This window comes from Siphonobacter aquaeclarae (assembly GCF_900103285.1).
Taxonomy (GTDB): Bacteria; Bacteroidota; Bacteroidia; order Cytophagales; family Spirosomataceae; genus Siphonobacter; species Siphonobacter aquaeclarae.
In genome coordinates, this window is sequence record NZ_FNGS01000010.1 from 137,769 (window position 1) to 154,682 (window position 16,914).

Consider the following 16,914-nt stretch of genomic DNA (forward strand, 5'->3'; position numbering starts at 1 on the left):
AAAATCGTCTTACTATTGCAGGATCATACCTCTGAACTACAATGAAAAACGTTTATTCGGCCTGCCTGAGGCCGGTGTTCCTTCTCTGCCTGCTGACTACCGTTGCGGTAGCGCAGCCTTCCGAACGTATCATCAAAGTCAACGTGGCTCCCGAAAAAGCCGGATGGACCTATAAAACGGGTGAAAATATCCGGTTTGCTGTTTCTGTTACCCAGTGGGGACAGGCGTTGAAAGGAGTAAAGGTCCGCTACCAGGTCGGACCGGAAAAAATGACGCCTACGCGCCAGGAAACGACGACCCTGTCCAACGGAACCCTGACGGTAGACGGCGGCTCTCTCAAAACCGGCGGGTTTGTTCAGTGTCTCGTTTTCGCGGAAGTCGACGGCAAGGAGTACAAAGGCATCGGCAGTGCGGGTGTTGATCCTGAATCCATTCAGCCGACGGTTGAGAATCCGTCTGATTTTGATGCCTTCTGGGACGGCGCAAAAGCCGAACTTGCCAAGATTCCGCTCGACGCCCGCTCGACTCTCCTGCCCGAGCGCTGTACGGAAAAAGTCAACGTCTATCACGTCAACATTCAGAACATCGGCGGTTCCCGCCTGTATGGAATTCTCTGTGTTCCGAAGGCCCCGGGCAAATACCCGGCACTGCTTCGTGTACCGGGAGCGGGAGTACGGCCCTACAACGGGGATGTCGCTACGGCTGAAAAAGGCATTATTACCCTCGAAATCGGTATCCACGGCGTTCCGGTCAATCTCGACCCCGCGGTATATACCAGCCTCGGCGCAGGTGCGCTGCAGGGGTACTATCAGTTGAATCTGGATAGCCGCGACCGGTATTACTACAAGCGGGTTTACCTCGGATGCATCCGGGCAAACGACTTTCTGGTCAGCCTGCCGCAGTACGATGGTCAGCACCTGGCCGTTACAGGCGGTAGTCAGGGTGGCGCCCTGTCGCTCGTAACGGCGGGACTGGATCCGCGGGTAAAATCACTGGGAGCGTTTTATCCCGCCTTGTGCGACGTAACCGGTTACCTGAAAGGCCGTGCAGGCGGATGGCCGCACCTCTTTGCCGGCAGTTCGCTGGAATTCAATAACAAGCCGGATAAGGTCAAAACCTGCGGGTATTACGACGTAGTTAATTTCGCCCGCCGGGTAAAGGTACCGGGGTACTATTCGTGGGGGTATAATGATGAAACCTGCCCACCGACTTCCATGTACGCTGCATACAATGTTATTTCCGCGCCCAAAACGCTTTATCTCGCCTATGAAACCGGGCACTGGACGTATCCGGAACAGGGCGAAAAAGTAATGGGCTGGCTTCTCGAACAGTTACAACGTTAACCTAAACTATGGATCGCAGATCATTCGTCAAGAACGCAGCAGCCGCGTCTGTTGTCGCTACCCCGCTTATGGAACAGGAGACTAAATTCCAGTTTGTACACCACGTCTTTTTCTGGCTGAAAAACCCGGATAACAAGGCTGAACACGATCAGTTGCTCCAGGCGCTGAGAGATCTTCGTAAAATCCCCGTTATCAAACACGCACACATCGGAAAGCCGGTAGTGACTGAGTTTGACAAGGCCGTAACCGAAGGCAGCTATTCCTTCTCTGTCATGCTCGTATTTGACTCAGCGAAAGACGAAGAGGCATACCTGGTGCATCCCCTGCACAAGGAATTTGGAAAGAATAACCACCACCTCTGGAAAAAGGTAGTGGTATACGACTCTTCGCTGATCTGATCAGCCTTTCTGTGAAGTCTGTGCAGTCTGTGAGCTAAAGCAATATCTCTCACAGACTACACGGACTTCACAGAAAATGAACTACCCATTATCTGCGAATTCAGGGTACAGCATCATACCTCCATCGATATAGAGGGTTTCTCCCGTAACATAATCTGATTCATCCGATGCGAGCCAGACAGCGGCTTTCGCGACGTCTTCCGGCTTACCGATACGCTTGTAGGGAATCAGATTGAGCAGGGCCGGCATCTTCGCCGGATCTGACCAGACGCTCCGGTTGATCGGCGTTTGAATGGCGCCGGGACTGATCGCGTTGACACGTATCTTCAGTGGTGCAAGTTCCTGCGCAATGGATTTCATGAACATGAGTACGCCACCTTTCGACGCGGCATAGTTCACATGCCCGGCCCAGGGAATCATGTCGTGCACCGAACTCATGCAGATGATCGCTCCAATCGCTTTTTCCGGCTCTCCTCCCTGTTTGACGAATTGCCGCGCAGCTTCCCGCGCACAGAGAAACTGGCCCGTCAGGTTGGTGGAAATGACGGCGTTCCATTGATCAAGACTCATGTCGAGAAAGGCCGAGTCGACCTGACGTCCGGTATTATTGACCAGGATATCGAGCCGTCCGAAAGCCTGAATAGCCTCAGCAAAGAGTGCAAGCACGTCTTCTTCCCGGCTGACATCCGCTTTGACGATGATTCCTTTTCCGCCGGCGTCTTCGATGACACGAAGGGTCTCTTCTGCGCCATCGCGACTGCTATGGTAGTTGATGACGACGGAAGCACCTTCCTTCGCCATTTCAATGGCAATGGCCTGTCCGATTCCGGAACTGGAACCGGTTACAATGGCAACTTTTTGATCCAGACGAAGCATGTGGAAGCAAGACGTTGATGAGGGGCTCAAAATAGCCCTTTTCAGGTGGTTTTCACCCTTCTACCCACGAAAGCTTGCTGGCTTTGCGGAGCGCCCAGCGGCGGGCAAGTTCGACTGCCGCGCGAAGCGCTTCTTCCTGAGTGCGGAGGCCTTCACGCATGAGCCGGCTGGCAATGAGCAGGGCCCGTTCGCGTGTGGTAGGGGTAAGTTGCTGGAGAAGGGAATCTGTTTTCATGGCTGTGCTTTTTTGAAGGAAGAAAAAAGGATATGCCAGAGCGGCTCCCCGTTGACCGGGTACTGACAGAAATACGGAGATTTTGCCGGGAGCGATTTCGCATTGGGGCCACCGGGTAATTTTCTCCCCGTATTTTACGGGCTTTTTTTGTTGGATGTTTAAGATAATTTGTTGATAGTCAATTGATTATGGTAAATCAATGGCTGGTATGCCAATTTTACCGATGCCGGTGTGCCAATCGAACAATGCCATGGACTTTGAACATCCCAATTCACCGGAAAAGATCAACCTGAAGATCAGAACCCTGTTTATTGCGATCGGGGTGATAGTGACCGTATTCGCCCTCTGGGCCATTTTCGGAAGCCTGCTGACGGGAAATAAACCGGATACGCCCAAAGGTACCGGCGCCGTGACCGCTCAGGACACGGCCATCGTTCAGGAAAGCGATACCCTCAAAACCCAATAAAAAAGGAGCCGACCGGCTCCTTTTTTATTTCAGGCACGAAGCAGCCAGCGGCCGGATGGCAACGGCTCAAACTCGGCCAATTGGGAGACAAATATCCGTAATAGCTGGCGCTGGCTTTCGAGGAGTCGGCGCAGGCTGTCTGGAAGCTCGTCGTCGAGCGCCTCAGCATACAGCCGGAGCAGGTGCTGGTCGGTCCGGAAGCGGACATCCCGCTGGTAGTCGGCCGTCGCCGGCGCAGAAAGCCATTCACTGTCAGGCAGAAAATCCGGGGAGAAGGTTCCCCCGAAATTCCACAACTGATTAAGCAGCTGACTTTTATAGAGGCGGCTGCAGGTAATGCCCCGCATCAACAGCGGTTGGATCACCAGGCAGTCGGTGCGGCAAAGGAGCGATTGATAGACCCTGATACGGCCTTCATGGGCGTAGATCAGGACGGGTAACCGATGATTGAGGGACTGGATCATGGCGTGGTGGATTTATGTACTACAAAGAGGCGGGATGGACGCGGTTATGCTGATCGTCTTCCGACAGGTTATTGGGAATCGTATCCTCATCTGCTCCTTCGAGCGGGCCGATTTCATCGGGTTTTACCGGCGGCTGTGCCGGGGTATCGGGCATAGGTGGCGTTTCCTCCGGCTGCGGAAGAGGCGGGGTTTCGTCGGGTTGCCGGGGAGGCTCGATGATGTCCGGATCGGTTGGCTTGACGCCGGGCTCTCCGGGCAGAGGGGGCGCTTCCGGCGGCGTTTTCGGCCCGACGGCATAATCTTCGTTTTTACGTGTTTCTTTCGGGTAGGAAGACTCGTCTCCCAGACCCAGCGGGCCTTCGTTTTCCCGCATGGATTTTTCGAGTTCGCGTTCCGATTGGTTCGCTTGCTTCCGGGTCGGAGTTGGATTCGTATTCATGGCATTCCGGGTAAATTGTATGCCTGAAAAGGGGAAAAGGACGTGCCACCATGAATGCGCCCCCGGTTCACCCGGATTGGGGAAAAAGAACATCAGAAAGCGCTCGGTTATTCGGGCATTCTTTTTTAACTTTTCCTGACCGAACCAATCGTCGTATCACCATGGAAGCGAAAAAGACCGTCGGGCATTTTCTGAAAGAAGTGGAACGAAAAAGTCAGGAACATCCGGTAGCGGAGGAGCGGGAGGAACTGGAACGCAAGCGAAAGGAAGACCCCGAATTCCGGAAACTGGCCGTCCAGGAAGAGCAGAAAGCACTGGAAGCGCAAAAGTTCGTAGGCAGTTGACGAAGGCTCTTTTGGAACAGAACAAACAAAACGCATCTAATCGATAGATTAGGTGCGTTTTTATTCTTGAAAAAATATAACAGGCTTCTTTCCCTGAAAAAACGGGGTGAAAGAGCGGGCATTTCAGTGAAAGAAGGTAGTGGAAAGCTGCCGGAATGGGATAACGGTCGAAGTGAAATGCTGTTTAATGTATTGATTATTAATCAGTTATTGTATTGAATTCCAACGCCAGCCAACAAAGTCTATCGCTCGTATTTTCAATTTCTACGCCTCCGGAAAATGCCAGCGGCGAGAACTCTCCTCTGATAAAATCCGTTAACCATTCTATCTAATTTATAGACATTATCTAATTTTGCAGTCCCGTTCATTCTGAATGGGTTAAAGTCTGGATTTTGGACGGATGCTATGGACAACGAAGCACTAGTAGAGGAGTTAACGTCTTCCCTGGAAAAACTTTCCCCTGCCGACGCGATCCGGCTGCTGACTCAACAGTTTCCCGGTCAGGTCGTTTTCTCCACTTCCCTCGGACAGGAAGACCAGGTCATCACGGATCTGATTTTCCGCAATGAATTGCCGGTCCGGGTATTTACCCTGGACACGGGCCGTCTCTTTCAGGAAACCTATGACCTGATTGACGCGACAAGAGCCCGGTACAACCAATCCATCGAAACCTACTTCCCCGATACCGCTAAGGTCGAAGCCCTGGTGCGTGAGAAGGGAACCAACAGTTTCTACTATTCGGTGGAAAACCGGAAAGAGTGTTGCTTCATCCGCAAGATCGAACCTCTCCGCCGGGCCCTGCAGGGAGCGGCGATCTGGATCACCGGTCTGCGTGCCGAGCAGTCTGAAAACCGCTCGGATATGCCCATGTTTGAGTGGGACAAAGGCAACGGGCTGATCAAATTTAATCCCCTGATTCACTGGACCTATGATGAGGTCCTTGCGTATCTTTCCGAAAACCGTGTACCGGATAATCCGCTGCACCGGAAGGGTTTTGTGAGCATTGGATGTGCGCCCTGTACCCGGGCCATTGAACCCGGCGAGCACCCGCGCGCCGGCCGCTGGTGGTGGGAAGAGTCCAAGAAGGAATGCGGTCTGCACTCCGCCTAGTTGTTTTTACCGTCCGGCAGTATTGCCTGCCACTTACTTATTGAATATGAGTTCGTTTGGAGATAAATCCCTGATTCCTGCTTCTGCTCTGGAAAACCCTGTTTTCCCCCGTGAGCTTGAAGACGAAGCGATTTACATTATGCGCGAGGTGGCGGCTCAGTTTGAGCGTCCTGCCATCCTTTTTTCCGGTGGAAAAGATTCCATTACCCTGGTCCGCCTGGCCCAGAAGGCATTTTACCCCGGCAAGATTCCGTTCCCGTTGCTGCACGTTGATACCGGCCACAACTTCCCTGAGACGATCGACTACCGCGATTGGCTCGTCAACGAAGTAGGCGCTGATCTGATCGTCCGAACAGTACAGGACTCCATCGATCAGGGAAAGGTAAAGGAGGAAACCGGCAAGTACGCTTCCCGGAATGCCCTCCAGACGGTTACCCTGCTCGACGCCATCGAAGAATTCAAGTTTGACGCCTGTATCGGCGGCGGTCGCCGCGACGAAGAAAAAGCCCGCGCGAAAGAGCGGATTTTCAGCGTTCGGGACGACTTCGGTCAATGGGATGCCAAACGCCAGCGCCCTGAACTGTTTGATATGCTCAACGGCCGTATTGCCGTCGGCGAAAACGTCCGGGTATTCCCCATCTCCAACTGGACGGAGCTGGATGTCTGGAATTACATCAAGGAAGAAGGAATTCCCCTGCCGTCGATCTACTTCTCGCACCGCCGGCCGGTGTTTGAGCGGGATGGTATGCTCTGGGCTGATTCCGTGTACATCAACAAGGACGAAGACGAGGTGCCCTACGAGGCAACGGTTCGTTTCCGTACTGTCGGCGATATGACCTGTACGGCGGCAGTGCTTTCGGAAGCGACCGAGCTCGACGACATCATCGGCGAAATCCTTTCAGCGGAAATTTCCGAGCGCGGCGCCCGTATGGACGACAAGCGTTCCGAAGCCGCCATGGAAAAACGGAAGCAGCAGGGGTATTTTTAAACGACAGCGGAAGGGTTTCCCTGAAACTGTCTTCCTGGAACGCAAACAAGCATTATGGATATTTTACGAATTGCAACGGCCGGGTCGGTTGACGACGGAAAAAGTACCCTGATCGGTCGCTTGCTGTACGAAACCCAATCGATTACCCGCGATAAACTGGAAGCGCTCGACGCCGCCAGCAAGCGGAAAGGACTTGACTTCCTCGATCTGTCTCTCCTGACCGACGGCCTTATCGCCGAGCGGGAGCAGGGAATTACGATCGACGTAGCCCATATTTACTTCAGCACGCCCAAGCGGAAATACATCATTGCCGATACCCCGGGACACTTTGAGTATACCCGGAACATGGTTACGGGTTCATCCAATGCGAAGGTATCCCTGATCCTGGTCGACGCACGCCACGGCGTCGTTGAGCAAACCTTCCGGCACTTCTTCATCTCGGCGATGCTCCGCATTCCGAAGGTGATTGTCTGCGTCAACAAAATGGACCTCGTCGGATACAGCGAAGAACGCTTTAACCAGATCCGCGACGAGTTTCAGCGTATTGCCGATCAGATCCATTCAGACGGTCAGACGATCGACTTTATTCCGGTATCGTCGCTCTTCGGCGTGAATATTACGTCGAAGTCGGACGAGATGTCCTGGTATCCGGGAGACTCCCTCCTGCATGCGCTGGAAAGCATCGAAACGCATACGTTGTGGGAAACATCCCGCCCGGCGCGCTTCCCGGTGCAGTACGTAATCCGCCCGAAAACCGAAGAATACCACGATTACCGCGGGTATGCGGGTGTGGTGGCGAGCGGGTCGTTTTCGGTTGGGGATGAGGTGGTTGTCCTTCCCACAGGCCAGCGATCCAAAATTTCGACCATCGAAAAATTTGATGAGCAGTTACAGAAAGTAAATGCCAGAGAATCCGTAGTATTGACACTGGAAAACGACGTTGACGTTTCCAGAGGTAACATGCTGGTGAAGCCAGGCGAGGAGCCGGTGCAGCGGAAAGAGATAACAGCCCAGGTATGCTGGCTGGACTATCAGGCGCTCCAGGCCGGCAAGACGTTGATCCTGCAACACGGAATCAACGACACCAAAGCGAAAGTGATCAGTGTCGATGAAATTGTGAATGTCCAGAGCCTCGAGCGGATTGCATCACCCGGGCAACTGAAATTAAACGAAATAGGCTCGATCCGACTCAAAGTGGCAAAGCCGGTTTTCGCAGACATCTATGAGGAAAACCCGGCCAACGGTGCGTTCATCCTGGTGGATGAGTTTACGCATGCAACCGTAGGCGTTGGGTTTGTAAATCACTGAAATGGCACGAAAATCACTTTTGACCAAATGAACCTATGCAAGTCTAAGTACATAGATTTTACATAGTGGTTAGGTGTTTAGTGTACATTATAAAAAGCCCGTGATCCTTGATTCCGGGCTTTTTCATTTGGGCAGTCGGTTGTCAGCGGTCGGCTATCGGCGATAAGCTTTAGGCAATAGGCGGGGTGGTGAGATATGCGGATTGACTATTGTTGTTTTGAAGAGCATACTGCCAATATCCTGAACCTGCTTCCAACTGCCTATAGCCTATTGCTTACGGCCTAAAGCCGATAGCCGACCACCGAAAGCCGCCGTCCCCGTGGTTTCGACAAGGCAATCCGTGATTCCGCCATTTCTCCGGCGCCTTCTTCCCTGCACCTTTGTACCATCAAATCACGAAAACAACACGACACCATGGATACCAAGGTTTTAGGTCTGCACCACGTAACTGCCATCGCCGGAGATGCGAAACGCAACTACGATTTTTATACCAATGTACTGGGTATGCGGTTTGTGAAGAAGACGGTCAACTTCGACGATCCCCAGACATATCACTTTTATTACGGAAACTATGACGCCGAACCGGGCACTATCTGGACCTTTTTCCCCTGGGGCAGCGCAATTCCGCAAGGCCGGAGAGGAACAGGCCAGGCAACGGAAGTAGGTTTTTCGGTACCGGAAGGCAGCCTCGATTTCTGGCTCAAACGCCTCGACCAGTACGGGGTTATCTACAACAAGCCGGCTACCAAATTCGGCGAAGAATACCTGACCCTGCTCGACCCGGACGGCCTCAAACTTGAGCTGACCGTCGCCGGAACAAAAGACGAACGCAAAGGCAATCCTACTGAGGCCATTGGCGACGATGCTGCGATCAAAGGATTTTCCGGTGTGACGCTGACGCTGAACAATATCCAGGCAACGGCCGAGATCCTGACCGATCTCCTCGATTACAAACTGGAAATGGAGCATGTCAACCGGTACCGATTTGTCAACCCGAACAGCGCCACGGCCAATGTCATCGACCTCGTCGAAGTACCGGGCGAAAAAAGAGGACATGTAGCCGGCGGCAGCGTTCACCACGTCGCCTTCCGGGTGAAAGACGACGCCACTCAGCTGGCCTTGCGTGACAAACTGCTGTCGAAAGGCCTGAATGTCACCGAGCAGATTGACCGGAACTACTTCCACAGCCTGTATTTCCGGGAACCGGCAGGCGTTCTCTTCGAAATCGCAACGGACAACCCGGGCTTTACGGTAGACGAAACCCTCGACGAGCTCGGCCATAACCTGAAACTGCCGCGGCAGTATGAAGGACACCGTGCCGAAATCGAAGCGGTACTTCCGAAGTTGTCTTAACGGAAAGAAGAAAAATGGGGCAGCCTCCTGCAACGGGAGGCTGCCCCATTTCGTATTGGTTTGCGGAGGAGTGTTTTTGTCTGTGAAGTCTGTGTCGTCTGTGAGCTGACTTTTCACACAGACGACACAGACTTCACAGACAAAAATTTCGGAAAGATCAGGGGGCGAGTTTTCCGACGGGTTTGAAGCGCTCAAAAACACCTTCGGTATGCGGGGCGTCGGCGAGTTCGTCGGTCAGATCCTGACCGGCCCAGTGCTCGTAGTGTTTGCCATTGCGCCAGAGGCGGGAGGCGGTAACATCGTAAATAATGCCTTTGTAGGCGACCCAGATTTCGTCCCGGTCCTGTCCGTTGCGCAGAGCCAGTTGGGCTCTGGTGAAAAATTTATCCATGTATCGGTCGGCCCTTTTGCCAATGAAGCCGGAATTTTTTCGTTTTCCTTTTCGGTTGACGCAGCATTTGTTATTTCTGCTATTTTAGTGCAAAAAAGTGAACCCATATGAAGAAACGTTTCCTGTATCATGGCTTTCTGGTCCTGCTGGTGCTGGTCTCGGGCTGCGGTAAGTCCAAAACGAAGCCGGTCTCTGAGATCATCCGGAAGGTCTGGAGCGTCAACATTGCGAAAGAAAACGGAACCACCGTTTACACCAAGGGTAGTTCCAGCAACATAAAATCCTACTATTCGAAATTCATTCTGGATCTCAGCAATTCGGCCCAGCAAACGGTACGTCTGACCACGGTAGACGGTACACAGTTTGTCGGAAACTGGACGCTGACGAATGATAACAAACTGACGCTCAGTAACCTGACGCCGGTGCCGAGTGGTACGACCGGAACCATCGAATACAACATTACGTCGACACCGACCGAAACGCAGCTGAACCTGACCAAGGTAACACCCGACCCGAAAACCGGCAATACAACGAACGATTACCAGCTCGTCAGTCCCTGACCGGTCATTGGGATTCAACGAATTAAGCCTCTACCTTTGCAGAGGCTTTTTTTGTGGCCGAAACTAACCGGCAGCACGCCGGGTTTTCAGGAAATGGAAGATCGTACAGAACTCAATACGCTGGGAGAATTCGGACTTATCGAACGGATTGCTTCCCAGCAATCGTTTACCCATCCGCTGACCGTGCAGGGCATCGGAGACGACGCAGCCGTGATCGACGGTGGGAAAGAATACCTCCTCGTCTCGACCGAGCTCCTCGCTGAAGGCGTACATTTTGACCTGAGTTATGTTCCGCTGAAGCACCTTGGTTACAAGGCGGTCGTCGCCGGAATCTCCGATATTCTTGCGATGAATGGTACGCCGCGGCAACTGACCGTCGGTATTGCCGTGAGTAACCGGTTTTCAATAGAAGCCATTGATACCTTGTATGCTGGTATTTACGCCGCCTGCAAGGAGTACGAAGTGGAGCTTGTCGGCGGGGATACTACCAGCAGCCGCGCCGGCCTGGTACTGTCGGTGACAGCAATAGGAGGGGTTGAAAAGAGCAAAATCGTATACCGGAAAGGTGCCTCGGCGCACGATATTATCTGCGTTTCCGGCGATCTCGGCGGCGCTTACCTTGGCCTGCAGGTACTGGAGCGGGAAAAAAGGGTATTCCTCGATGATCCTGAAAATCAGCCTGTTCTCGCTGGCCACGAATATGTACTCGAGCGCCAGCTGAAGCCGGAAGCACGGGTCGATATCATCCGGCAGCTGCGGGATCTTGGTATTGTTCCAACATCCATGATCGACATTTCGGATGGCCTGGCTTCCGATCTCCGGCAGTTGGCAAAGGCATCAGGGCTGGGTGTACGGGTTTTCGAAGAGCAGATTCCTATCCACCAGAAAAGCTACCTGACTGCCACCGAACTGAAACTCGGACCTTTTACAGCGGCGCTGAACGGCGGTGAGGATTACGAATTGCTGTTTACAATCAAGCAGGAAGACTACCAGAAGATCCTCGATCATACGACGGATATCAGTTTCATCGGATTTGTTTCGCCGGATCCGGAAGAAGCGCTCTTCATTACGAAACAAAATGAAGCGATTCCGCTGGCGGCTCAGGGATGGGAACGGACTGATACGGAATAAAAAAAGCCGCAACAGCGGCCATATTTTATACTTTCTGTGAAGTCTGTGTAGTCTGTGAGCCCGTTTTATTTTCACACAGACTACACAGACTTCACAGAATCAGACAAATTCACTTCCCCGCTTTCCGGCGTCGCTCACGAACTCCTTCACTTTCTGTTCCTGGTCTTTCGGGCAGACAAGCAGTACATTGTCAAACTCGGCGACGATGTAGTTTTCCAGTCCCTTGATGACAACCAGCCGCTCTTTTGGTGTTTTGATGATACACCCGCGGGTATCCTGCAGCATGGTATGCCCGTCGATGACGTTGCCGTTTTCATCCTGACTGGAAACCTCATACAAAGACTTCCAGGTACCCAGGTCTGACCAGCCGATATCACTCAGAACAACGTAGACGTTCTGGGCTTTTTCCATGATACCGTTATCGATCGAAATACTCCGGCACTGCGGATAGGCGCGCAGGAGAGAGGGACTTTCGTCGTTGGAGTAAAAAGTCAGATCCCGGAAAGCCTCGTCCATTTCAGGAAGGTGCAGTTCAAATGCCTGGCGGATTGCCCGGGCATTCCACACGAAAATACCAGCGTTCCAGACGTAGTCGCCGCTTTCGAGGAAAGCCTGAGCCAGTTCCAGGTGCGGTTTTTCGGTGAAGGTTTTCACCCGTTTCACGTCGGAGGTCGATGAATAGTCGAACTGAATGTACCCGTAGCCGGTATCCGGCCGGGTTGGCGTAATGCCAAGTGTGACGAGGATATCGCTCTTTTCAGTCGCTTCAAGCGCTACTTTCAACCGGTCGAGGAATACCTGTTCCTTGAGAATAAGGTGGTCTGCCGGCGTCACGATAATATTCGCTTCCGGGTCTTTCGAAGCGATCTTATAGCTGGCGTAGGCAATGCACGGGGCTGTATTGCGCCGGGAAGGTTCGAGCAGAATCTGGTGATCGGAAAGCTCCGGCAATTGCTGCCGTGTCAGGTCCCTGTATTCAAGGCTGGTGACTACATAGACGTTTTCCGGAAGACAAATACCCGCAAGGCGGTCATAGGTCATCTGGAGCATGGTGCGTCCCGTTCCGAGAACGTCATGAAACTGTTTCGGGTAGGATTGACGGCTGAAAGGCCAGAACCGGGTTCCGACGCCTCCTGCCATAATGACTACATAAGTGTGTTGGATGTTCATCGACAAAAAGTAAAATATTCCTTTTCTGAAAGGCAGAGGGAGAATATTTGCTTCGCTACCTGGCGGATGACAGACTGAAATAGTTTTCCACCTGCAAAGCTACATTTTCCCTTAGATTTCCATAGAACATATTGATGTCGGCGACGTGCCAGTTTTTTAAACGGAGCAGAAAAGCCCCGGGAATATGCGGTTTACTGATCCAGAGAATACCTTGGTGGTTTTCGGCGTCGGTCACTGCCGGATAGTATTTCAGGTGCCTGCCCACGCCTCCTTTGTGCAGCGACCGGGGTGCATAGGTCTCCGAGGAGTTCCAAAGCAGCGGATTCGTTGAAATAACCTCCGGCCCTTCCCGGAAAAAGCCTGCCTGCGGGTGGTATTCCTTCGAAAAGGTACACCAGGAAGCAAAGGTTCCCGGTTGGCCGGGTTGTTCGATCGGGGGAATATGCCGGAACGTGGTCCGTGTCACCGGGCGTCCGATCAGGTATGCGGCCACGAGCTGTTTCTGCAGGGGTTTTCCATCTACTTCTTCCTGCAAGAGGCGGATGGCGTGAATGGTTCCCTGACTATGCGAAGCAATGACAAAAGGCCGTCCGCTGTTCCAGTGCGCGAGGTACCAGGCAAAAGCTTTCCGGACATCGGCATAGGCCAGGTCGAGGGCTTTGCGCGCTGCGACCGAGTCGGCGGTGAGAAACACCGAGTAATGCGCCTGCCGGTACCGCGGCGCATAAATCTTGCCGGCGCCGTTGAAGACGGAAGCCTGGTTTCCGACCGAATTACTGTCTACCCGGTGGTTCAGCCGCCCGTCGGTCAGCGAGGCGTTCCAACCGGCCTCACCTTCCGGTTTGGCGGAATAGAGTGTCGGGTGGATGAAAAAAACATCGATCCGGGCGCTGTCCTGCCGGTCCCGGTAACCTGCTCCGACCGGTAGCCAGTCGGCCGGATCTTTTTTCCACGGCAACGCCGACCAGTTGGCCGGCTTACTATAGTCGGGAGGCGCGGGCAGTACCCGGTCGTCGTATTCGGTCGTGATGAAATACCGGCGGTGGCAGCCCGTAAATAGGGTCAGGAGCAGCAGGAAAGAAACAAGGCGCTTCATTCAACGAAAATACCCATAATCCCGGCGCTCCCGTTGCGGGAATCCCTACTTCGAAATAATTAACCACTGACTTGCATTCATCTTATAAAAAATTGTGATATTGTTATGCAATCATACTAGTTTGCACCAAGGCATCAACCACAAAGCTAAAAACCTATTAAAACACCATGAGACGTATTTCTACTTGCGGCAGGGCGATGCAAACCGTCTTCCTGCTTCTCTTCTTCGGCACATATGCGCTGGCCCAGACGCAGTTATCCGGGAAGGTGACGGACGCGGCTTCGAAAGAAGGATTGGCGGGCGTCAGCCTCTCGGTCGTCGGCACGGTGGCGGGTACTATTACGGACAGCAAGGGAGCTTTTACGCTTTCCACGTCGGCTGTTACGCCTTTCCGGCTTCGTATTTCCAGTGTCGGCTATGCGACGCAGATTGTTGAAATCAGCGGCAGCCGGACGGATTTGTCCATCGAACTCAAAGAGCAGGCTGTATTGGGTGAGGAAGTCGTCGTATCGGCTTCCCGGGTCGAAGAAAATGTCCTTAAATCACCCGTATCCATCGAAAAAATGGACCTCCGGGCGATCCAGTCCACACCGGCCGCCAGCTTCTATGACGCCCTTCGAAACCTGAAGGGAGTAGATGTCAGCACGCAATCACTGACCTTCAATTCAGTTAATACCCGCGGTTTTGCCGGAAACGGAAATACCCGCGTGGTGCAGATGGTCGACGGGATGGACAACCAGGCGCCGGGATTGAGCTTTCCGGTAGGTAACATCGTCGGGATATCCGAACTGGATCTGGAAAGTGTTGAACTGCTCCCAGGCGCAGCTTCTGCCCTCTACGGCCCGAACGCGCTGAACGGTTTGCTGCTGATGAACAGCAAGAGCCCGTTTCTGTATCAGGGCCTGAGTGCCTACGTGAAGGGTGGCGTCATGAACGCCAGCAACCGCTCGACGCAGACCACCCCGTTCTATGATTTTTCGGTCCGCTACGCGAAAGCGTTCAACAACAAGCTGGCCTTCAAACTGAACGCGAGTTTTCTGACGGCGAAAGACTGGCAGGCTACGGATACCCGCGATCAGAGCTTTGGTCTTACGCCTGACAACGCGCGCTATCCGGGTTTCGATCGGACGTTTGCCAATAACCCGAACTACAACGGGGTTAACGTATACGGAGATGAGAACTCGTCGAACGTAAGCCTGGCCAACTTCCGGAGTACGTTCGGGCAGTTTATGCAGATGTCTGACGCTCAGCTCGGCGCTATTTCCCCGGATCTGGTGAAGATTGTGAATGGCGTGAAGCAGCTGTCGGCCGCGACGGGTCAGCCGGCGACGAATATTATCAATACCATTCTGCTTCCGAATCAGCTGGTATCCCGGACGGGCTATGCTGAACGGGACCTCGTCAGCTACGATACCAAAAGCCTGAAGCTGAGCGGCGCCCTGCATTACCGTTTCAACGACAAGGTTGAAGCTATTCTGCAAGCCAACTGGGGGATGGGTACTACGGTTTATACCTCTTCTGACCGGTATTACATCAAGGATTTCTCCCTCGGCCAGTATAAGCTGGAATTGAAGGGCAGCAACTTCTTTCTCCGCGGATATACTACCCAGGAACGCTCCGGAGATGCCTATGCGGCGGGTATTCTGGCCAGCCTCGTCAACGAAGCCTGGAAGCCGAGTCTGAACACGGCCAACCTGGCCGGCTCGTGGTATCCGCAGTATGCCTTTACTTATGGAGGAGGCGCGCTGCAGGTGTTCTCAACGGCGCTGCAGGGAGCGCTTGCCGCCGGGCAGTCTCCGACGGCCGCCTATACTACTGCCATGAATGCCCTCAGTCAGGCGTCGGGTACGCTGAATGGCTTGGCTCGTACGACTGCCGATAAAGGTATGCTGATGCCCGGCACGCCTGAATTTGAAGCGGCGGCGGCGAAAATCAAGGATACGGCTATTCCGAACGGAGCGAAGTTCCTCGACAAAACCAACCTGTATCACTTCGAGGGGATGTACAATTTCAACCAGTTGCTTTCTCCGAAAATACTGGAAGTACTCGTCGGCGCGAACTACCGGATGTATGACCTTAACTCTGGCGGTACCCTCTTTCTCCAGAAAAGCGGAGGCGGCGAATACAACATCAAGGAGTATGGCGGTTATGTGCAGGCGACGAAGAATATCATGGACGTCCTGAAGCTGACGGGATCGGTCCGTTATGACAAGAACGAAAACTTCAAGGGCCAGTGGAGCCCGCGGATTTCCGGCGTACTGACGGTCGCGAAGAGCCACAACATCCGCGCCAGCTATCAAACCGGTTTCCGGATTCCGTCGACCCAAAACCAGTATATCGCGCTGGCAACGCCGGTATCCATCCTCATCGGCGGCCTGCAGGCGGTACGGGATAAGTTCAACCTGGGTCAATATCCCCTGTATTCTTATGAATCGTTCCTGGCCAACCCGTCCGATCCGACGAAGTGGGCGGCTGTCCAGCTGACCGAATTCAAGCCGGAGCGGGTACTAACCTTTGAAGTAGGGTATAAGGGGCTTATCGCTGAAAAGCTGATGCTCGATGTTTCGTACTACAACAGCAAAATGCGCAACTACATCGGCGGAATGGTTTTCATCAGTCCTACGAACCCGACTACCGGAACCCGGGCTGTATCCATGCCGTCGAACTACGACAAGGATATCAACTACGAAGGGTTCGGTATTGGCCTGGAATACCTGCTGCCGAAGGGCTACTCCATCAGCGGAAACATGTCGAACAATACGCTCAAGGCGGGTGGTGTGACGATGTTCAACAGCGACAAGAACCGGAATGTACTGGACGATGGCTTCCAGGTGGGCTTTAATACGCCGAAAAACCGCTACAACGCGTCGATTGCCAAGCGGATCTCCGGTAGTTCGATGTGGGGCTTTAACGTGACGTACCGGTACCAGGATTCTTTCTACTGGAACGACCTGATCATGCCGCCGCAGGCGCGTACGTCGATCAATAACCAACAGATCCTGATTCCCTCATTCGGAACACTGGATGCCCAGGTGAGTGTGAAAGCGCGGTCGATCAAATCGATCGTCAAAGTGGGCGGGAGCAATATCCTCAACAAGGCCTATACCACGGCCTGGGGGAACCCGCAGATCGGGGCGATGTATTATGTCAGCCTGAATTTCGATCAGTTGCTCAACTGACCCAAGATCGTTCAACTTAAACCCCTTATCCGATCAAGGGTGTCCGCAAAGGGCACCCTTTTT

General features: G+C 53.3%; 18 protein-coding genes. 11 read left to right on the plus strand and 7 right to left on the minus strand.

Going from position 1 to position 16,914, the window contains the following annotated elements; genetic code table 11:
* Positions 1 to 41: 41 nt before the first annotated feature.
* Positions 42 to 1,343, plus strand: a complete 1,302-nt coding sequence (locus tag BLR09_RS22425) for an acetylxylan esterase (protein ID WP_093208031.1) — start codon at positions 42 to 44, stop codon at positions 1,341 to 1,343.
* Positions 1,344 to 1,351: 8 nt separating this feature from the next.
* The gene (locus BLR09_RS22430) at positions 1,352 to 1,741 is read left to right on the plus strand and encodes a Dabb family protein (RefSeq protein WP_093208032.1); all 390 of its coding nucleotides are present in this window, start codon (positions 1,352 to 1,354) and stop codon (positions 1,739 to 1,741) included.
* Between the two features lie 81 nt (positions 1,742 to 1,822).
* Here BLR09_RS22430 and BLR09_RS22435 read toward each other — a convergent pair whose 3' ends face one another.
* Positions 1,823 to 2,617 carry an SDR family oxidoreductase gene (locus BLR09_RS22435; RefSeq protein WP_093208034.1) on the minus strand — a complete coding sequence of 265 codons (795 nt, stop codon included), beginning with the start codon at positions 2,615 to 2,617 and terminating at the stop codon, positions 1,823 to 1,825.
* Positions 2,618 to 2,669: 52 nt separating this feature from the next.
* On the minus strand, positions 2,670 to 2,852 hold the full coding sequence (locus BLR09_RS25365) for a hypothetical protein (protein ID WP_143011188.1): 183 nt from the start codon (positions 2,850 to 2,852) through the stop codon (positions 2,670 to 2,672).
* 250 nt (positions 2,853 to 3,102) lie between these two features.
* On the opposite strand from BLR09_RS25365, the gene BLR09_RS22445 reads away from it, so the two are divergent.
* Positions 3,103 to 3,318, plus strand: coding sequence for a hypothetical protein (locus BLR09_RS22445; protein WP_093208037.1), 216 nt, complete (start codon positions 3,103 to 3,105; stop codon positions 3,316 to 3,318).
* A gap of 29 nt (positions 3,319 to 3,347) precedes the next feature.
* Here the strand turns inward: BLR09_RS22445 and BLR09_RS22450 are convergent, their stop codons facing one another.
* Positions 3,348 to 3,782, minus strand: coding sequence for a hypothetical protein (locus tag BLR09_RS22450; RefSeq protein ID WP_093208039.1), 435 nt, complete (start codon positions 3,780 to 3,782; stop codon positions 3,348 to 3,350).
* A gap of 19 nt (positions 3,783 to 3,801) precedes the next feature.
* The gene (locus tag BLR09_RS22455) at positions 3,802 to 4,221 is read right to left on the minus strand and encodes a hypothetical protein (RefSeq protein WP_143011190.1); all 420 of its coding nucleotides are present in this window, start codon (positions 4,219 to 4,221) and stop codon (positions 3,802 to 3,804) included.
* A gap of 161 nt (positions 4,222 to 4,382) precedes the next feature.
* On the opposite strand from BLR09_RS22455, the gene BLR09_RS22460 reads away from it, so the two are divergent.
* From BLR09_RS22460 to BLR09_RS22480, 5 genes are all read left to right on the plus strand, one after another.
* The gene (locus tag BLR09_RS22460) at positions 4,383 to 4,565 is read left to right on the plus strand and encodes a hypothetical protein (protein WP_093208043.1); all 183 of its coding nucleotides are present in this window, start codon (positions 4,383 to 4,385) and stop codon (positions 4,563 to 4,565) included.
* Between the two features lie 405 nt (positions 4,566 to 4,970).
* Positions 4,971 to 5,675 carry a phosphoadenylyl-sulfate reductase gene (locus BLR09_RS22465; protein WP_093208045.1) on the plus strand — a complete coding sequence of 235 codons (705 nt, stop codon included), beginning with the start codon at positions 4,971 to 4,973 and terminating at the stop codon, positions 5,673 to 5,675.
* A 139-nt stretch (positions 5,676 to 5,814) separates the two neighbouring features.
* Complete coding sequence (gene cysD / locus BLR09_RS22470) at positions 5,815 to 6,663, plus strand: sulfate adenylyltransferase subunit CysD (RefSeq protein ID WP_245690002.1); 849 nt, start codon at positions 5,815 to 5,817, stop codon at positions 6,661 to 6,663.
* A 54-nt stretch (positions 6,664 to 6,717) separates the two neighbouring features.
* Positions 6,718 to 7,971: a sulfate adenylyltransferase subunit 1 gene (locus BLR09_RS22475; protein ID WP_093208048.1), complete on the plus strand. Its 1,254-nt coding sequence runs from the start codon at positions 6,718 to 6,720 to the stop codon at positions 7,969 to 7,971.
* A gap of 414 nt (positions 7,972 to 8,385) precedes the next feature.
* Positions 8,386 to 9,324 carry a ring-cleaving dioxygenase gene (locus tag BLR09_RS22480; protein ID WP_093208050.1) on the plus strand — a complete coding sequence of 313 codons (939 nt, stop codon included), beginning with the start codon at positions 8,386 to 8,388 and terminating at the stop codon, positions 9,322 to 9,324.
* Positions 9,325 to 9,481: 157 nt separating this feature from the next.
* On the opposite strand, the gene BLR09_RS22485 is transcribed toward BLR09_RS22480, so the two are convergent.
* Positions 9,482 to 9,715, minus strand: a complete 234-nt coding sequence (locus BLR09_RS22485; RefSeq protein WP_093208051.1) for a cytochrome b5 domain-containing protein — start codon at positions 9,713 to 9,715, stop codon at positions 9,482 to 9,484.
* Positions 9,716 to 9,822: 107 nt separating this feature from the next.
* On the opposite strand from BLR09_RS22485, the gene BLR09_RS22490 reads away from it, so the two are divergent.
* Together BLR09_RS22490 and thiL are read left to right on the plus strand one after the other, a co-directional pair.
* Positions 9,823 to 10,275 carry a hypothetical protein gene (locus BLR09_RS22490; protein WP_245689998.1) on the plus strand — a complete coding sequence of 151 codons (453 nt, stop codon included), beginning with the start codon at positions 9,823 to 9,825 and terminating at the stop codon, positions 10,273 to 10,275.
* A gap of 93 nt (positions 10,276 to 10,368) precedes the next feature.
* Entirely contained in the window at positions 10,369 to 11,406 is a 1,038-nt protein-coding gene (thiL, locus tag BLR09_RS22495; RefSeq protein ID WP_093208194.1) for a thiamine-phosphate kinase, read from the plus strand.
* 99 nt (positions 11,407 to 11,505) lie between these two features.
* Here thiL and BLR09_RS22500 read toward each other — a convergent pair whose 3' ends face one another.
* The gene (locus BLR09_RS22500) at positions 11,506 to 12,570 is read right to left on the minus strand and encodes a mannose-1-phosphate guanylyltransferase (RefSeq protein ID WP_394331416.1); all 1,065 of its coding nucleotides are present in this window, start codon (positions 12,568 to 12,570) and stop codon (positions 11,506 to 11,508) included.
* 61 nt (positions 12,571 to 12,631) lie between these two features.
* Entirely contained in the window at positions 12,632 to 13,672 is a 1,041-nt protein-coding gene (locus BLR09_RS22505; RefSeq protein ID WP_093208054.1) for a DUF3089 domain-containing protein, read from the minus strand.
* A gap of 167 nt (positions 13,673 to 13,839) precedes the next feature.
* Between BLR09_RS22505 and BLR09_RS22510 the strand changes: the two genes are divergently transcribed.
* Positions 13,840 to 16,851, plus strand: coding sequence for a TonB-dependent receptor (locus tag BLR09_RS22510; RefSeq protein ID WP_093208056.1), 3,012 nt, complete (start codon positions 13,840 to 13,842; stop codon positions 16,849 to 16,851).
* The last annotated feature ends 63 nt before the right edge of the window (positions 16,852 to 16,914 follow it).

Coding starts and splice junctions, on each gene's coding strand:
- BLR09_RS22425 (WP_093208031.1), top strand. CDS start 42: ATGAAAAACGTTTATTCGGCCTGCCTGAGGCCGGTGTTCCTTCTCTGC.
- BLR09_RS22430 (WP_093208032.1), top strand. CDS start 1,352: ATGGATCGCAGATCATTCGTCAAGAACGCAGCAGCCGCGTCTGTTGTC.
- BLR09_RS22435 (WP_093208034.1), bottom strand. CDS start 2,617: ATGCTTCGTCTGGATCAAAAAGTTGCCATTGTAACCGGTTCCAGTTCC.
- BLR09_RS25365 (WP_143011188.1), bottom strand. CDS start 2,852: ATGAAAACAGATTCCCTTCTCCAGCAACTTACCCCTACCACACGCGAA.
- BLR09_RS22445 (WP_093208037.1), top strand. CDS start 3,103: ATGGACTTTGAACATCCCAATTCACCGGAAAAGATCAACCTGAAGATC.
- BLR09_RS22450 (WP_093208039.1), bottom strand. CDS start 3,782: ATGATCCAGTCCCTCAATCATCGGTTACCCGTCCTGATCTACGCCCAT.
- BLR09_RS22455 (WP_143011190.1), bottom strand. CDS start 4,221: ATGAATACGAATCCAACTCCGACCCGGAAGCAAGCGAACCAATCGGAA.
- BLR09_RS22460 (WP_093208043.1), top strand. CDS start 4,383: ATGGAAGCGAAAAAGACCGTCGGGCATTTTCTGAAAGAAGTGGAACGA.
- BLR09_RS22465 (WP_093208045.1), top strand. CDS start 4,971: ATGGACAACGAAGCACTAGTAGAGGAGTTAACGTCTTCCCTGGAAAAA.
- cysD (WP_245690002.1), top strand. CDS start 5,815: ATGCGCGAGGTGGCGGCTCAGTTTGAGCGTCCTGCCATCCTTTTTTCC.
- BLR09_RS22475 (WP_093208048.1), top strand. CDS start 6,718: ATGGATATTTTACGAATTGCAACGGCCGGGTCGGTTGACGACGGAAAA.
- BLR09_RS22480 (WP_093208050.1), top strand. CDS start 8,386: ATGGATACCAAGGTTTTAGGTCTGCACCACGTAACTGCCATCGCCGGA.
- BLR09_RS22485 (WP_093208051.1), bottom strand. CDS start 9,715: ATGGATAAATTTTTCACCAGAGCCCAACTGGCTCTGCGCAACGGACAG.
- BLR09_RS22490 (WP_245689998.1), top strand. CDS start 9,823: ATGAAGAAACGTTTCCTGTATCATGGCTTTCTGGTCCTGCTGGTGCTG.
- thiL (WP_093208194.1), top strand. CDS start 10,369: ATGGAAGATCGTACAGAACTCAATACGCTGGGAGAATTCGGACTTATC.
- BLR09_RS22505 (WP_093208054.1), bottom strand. CDS start 13,672: ATGAAGCGCCTTGTTTCTTTCCTGCTGCTCCTGACCCTATTTACGGGC.
- BLR09_RS22510 (WP_093208056.1), top strand. CDS start 13,840: ATGAGACGTATTTCTACTTGCGGCAGGGCGATGCAAACCGTCTTCCTG.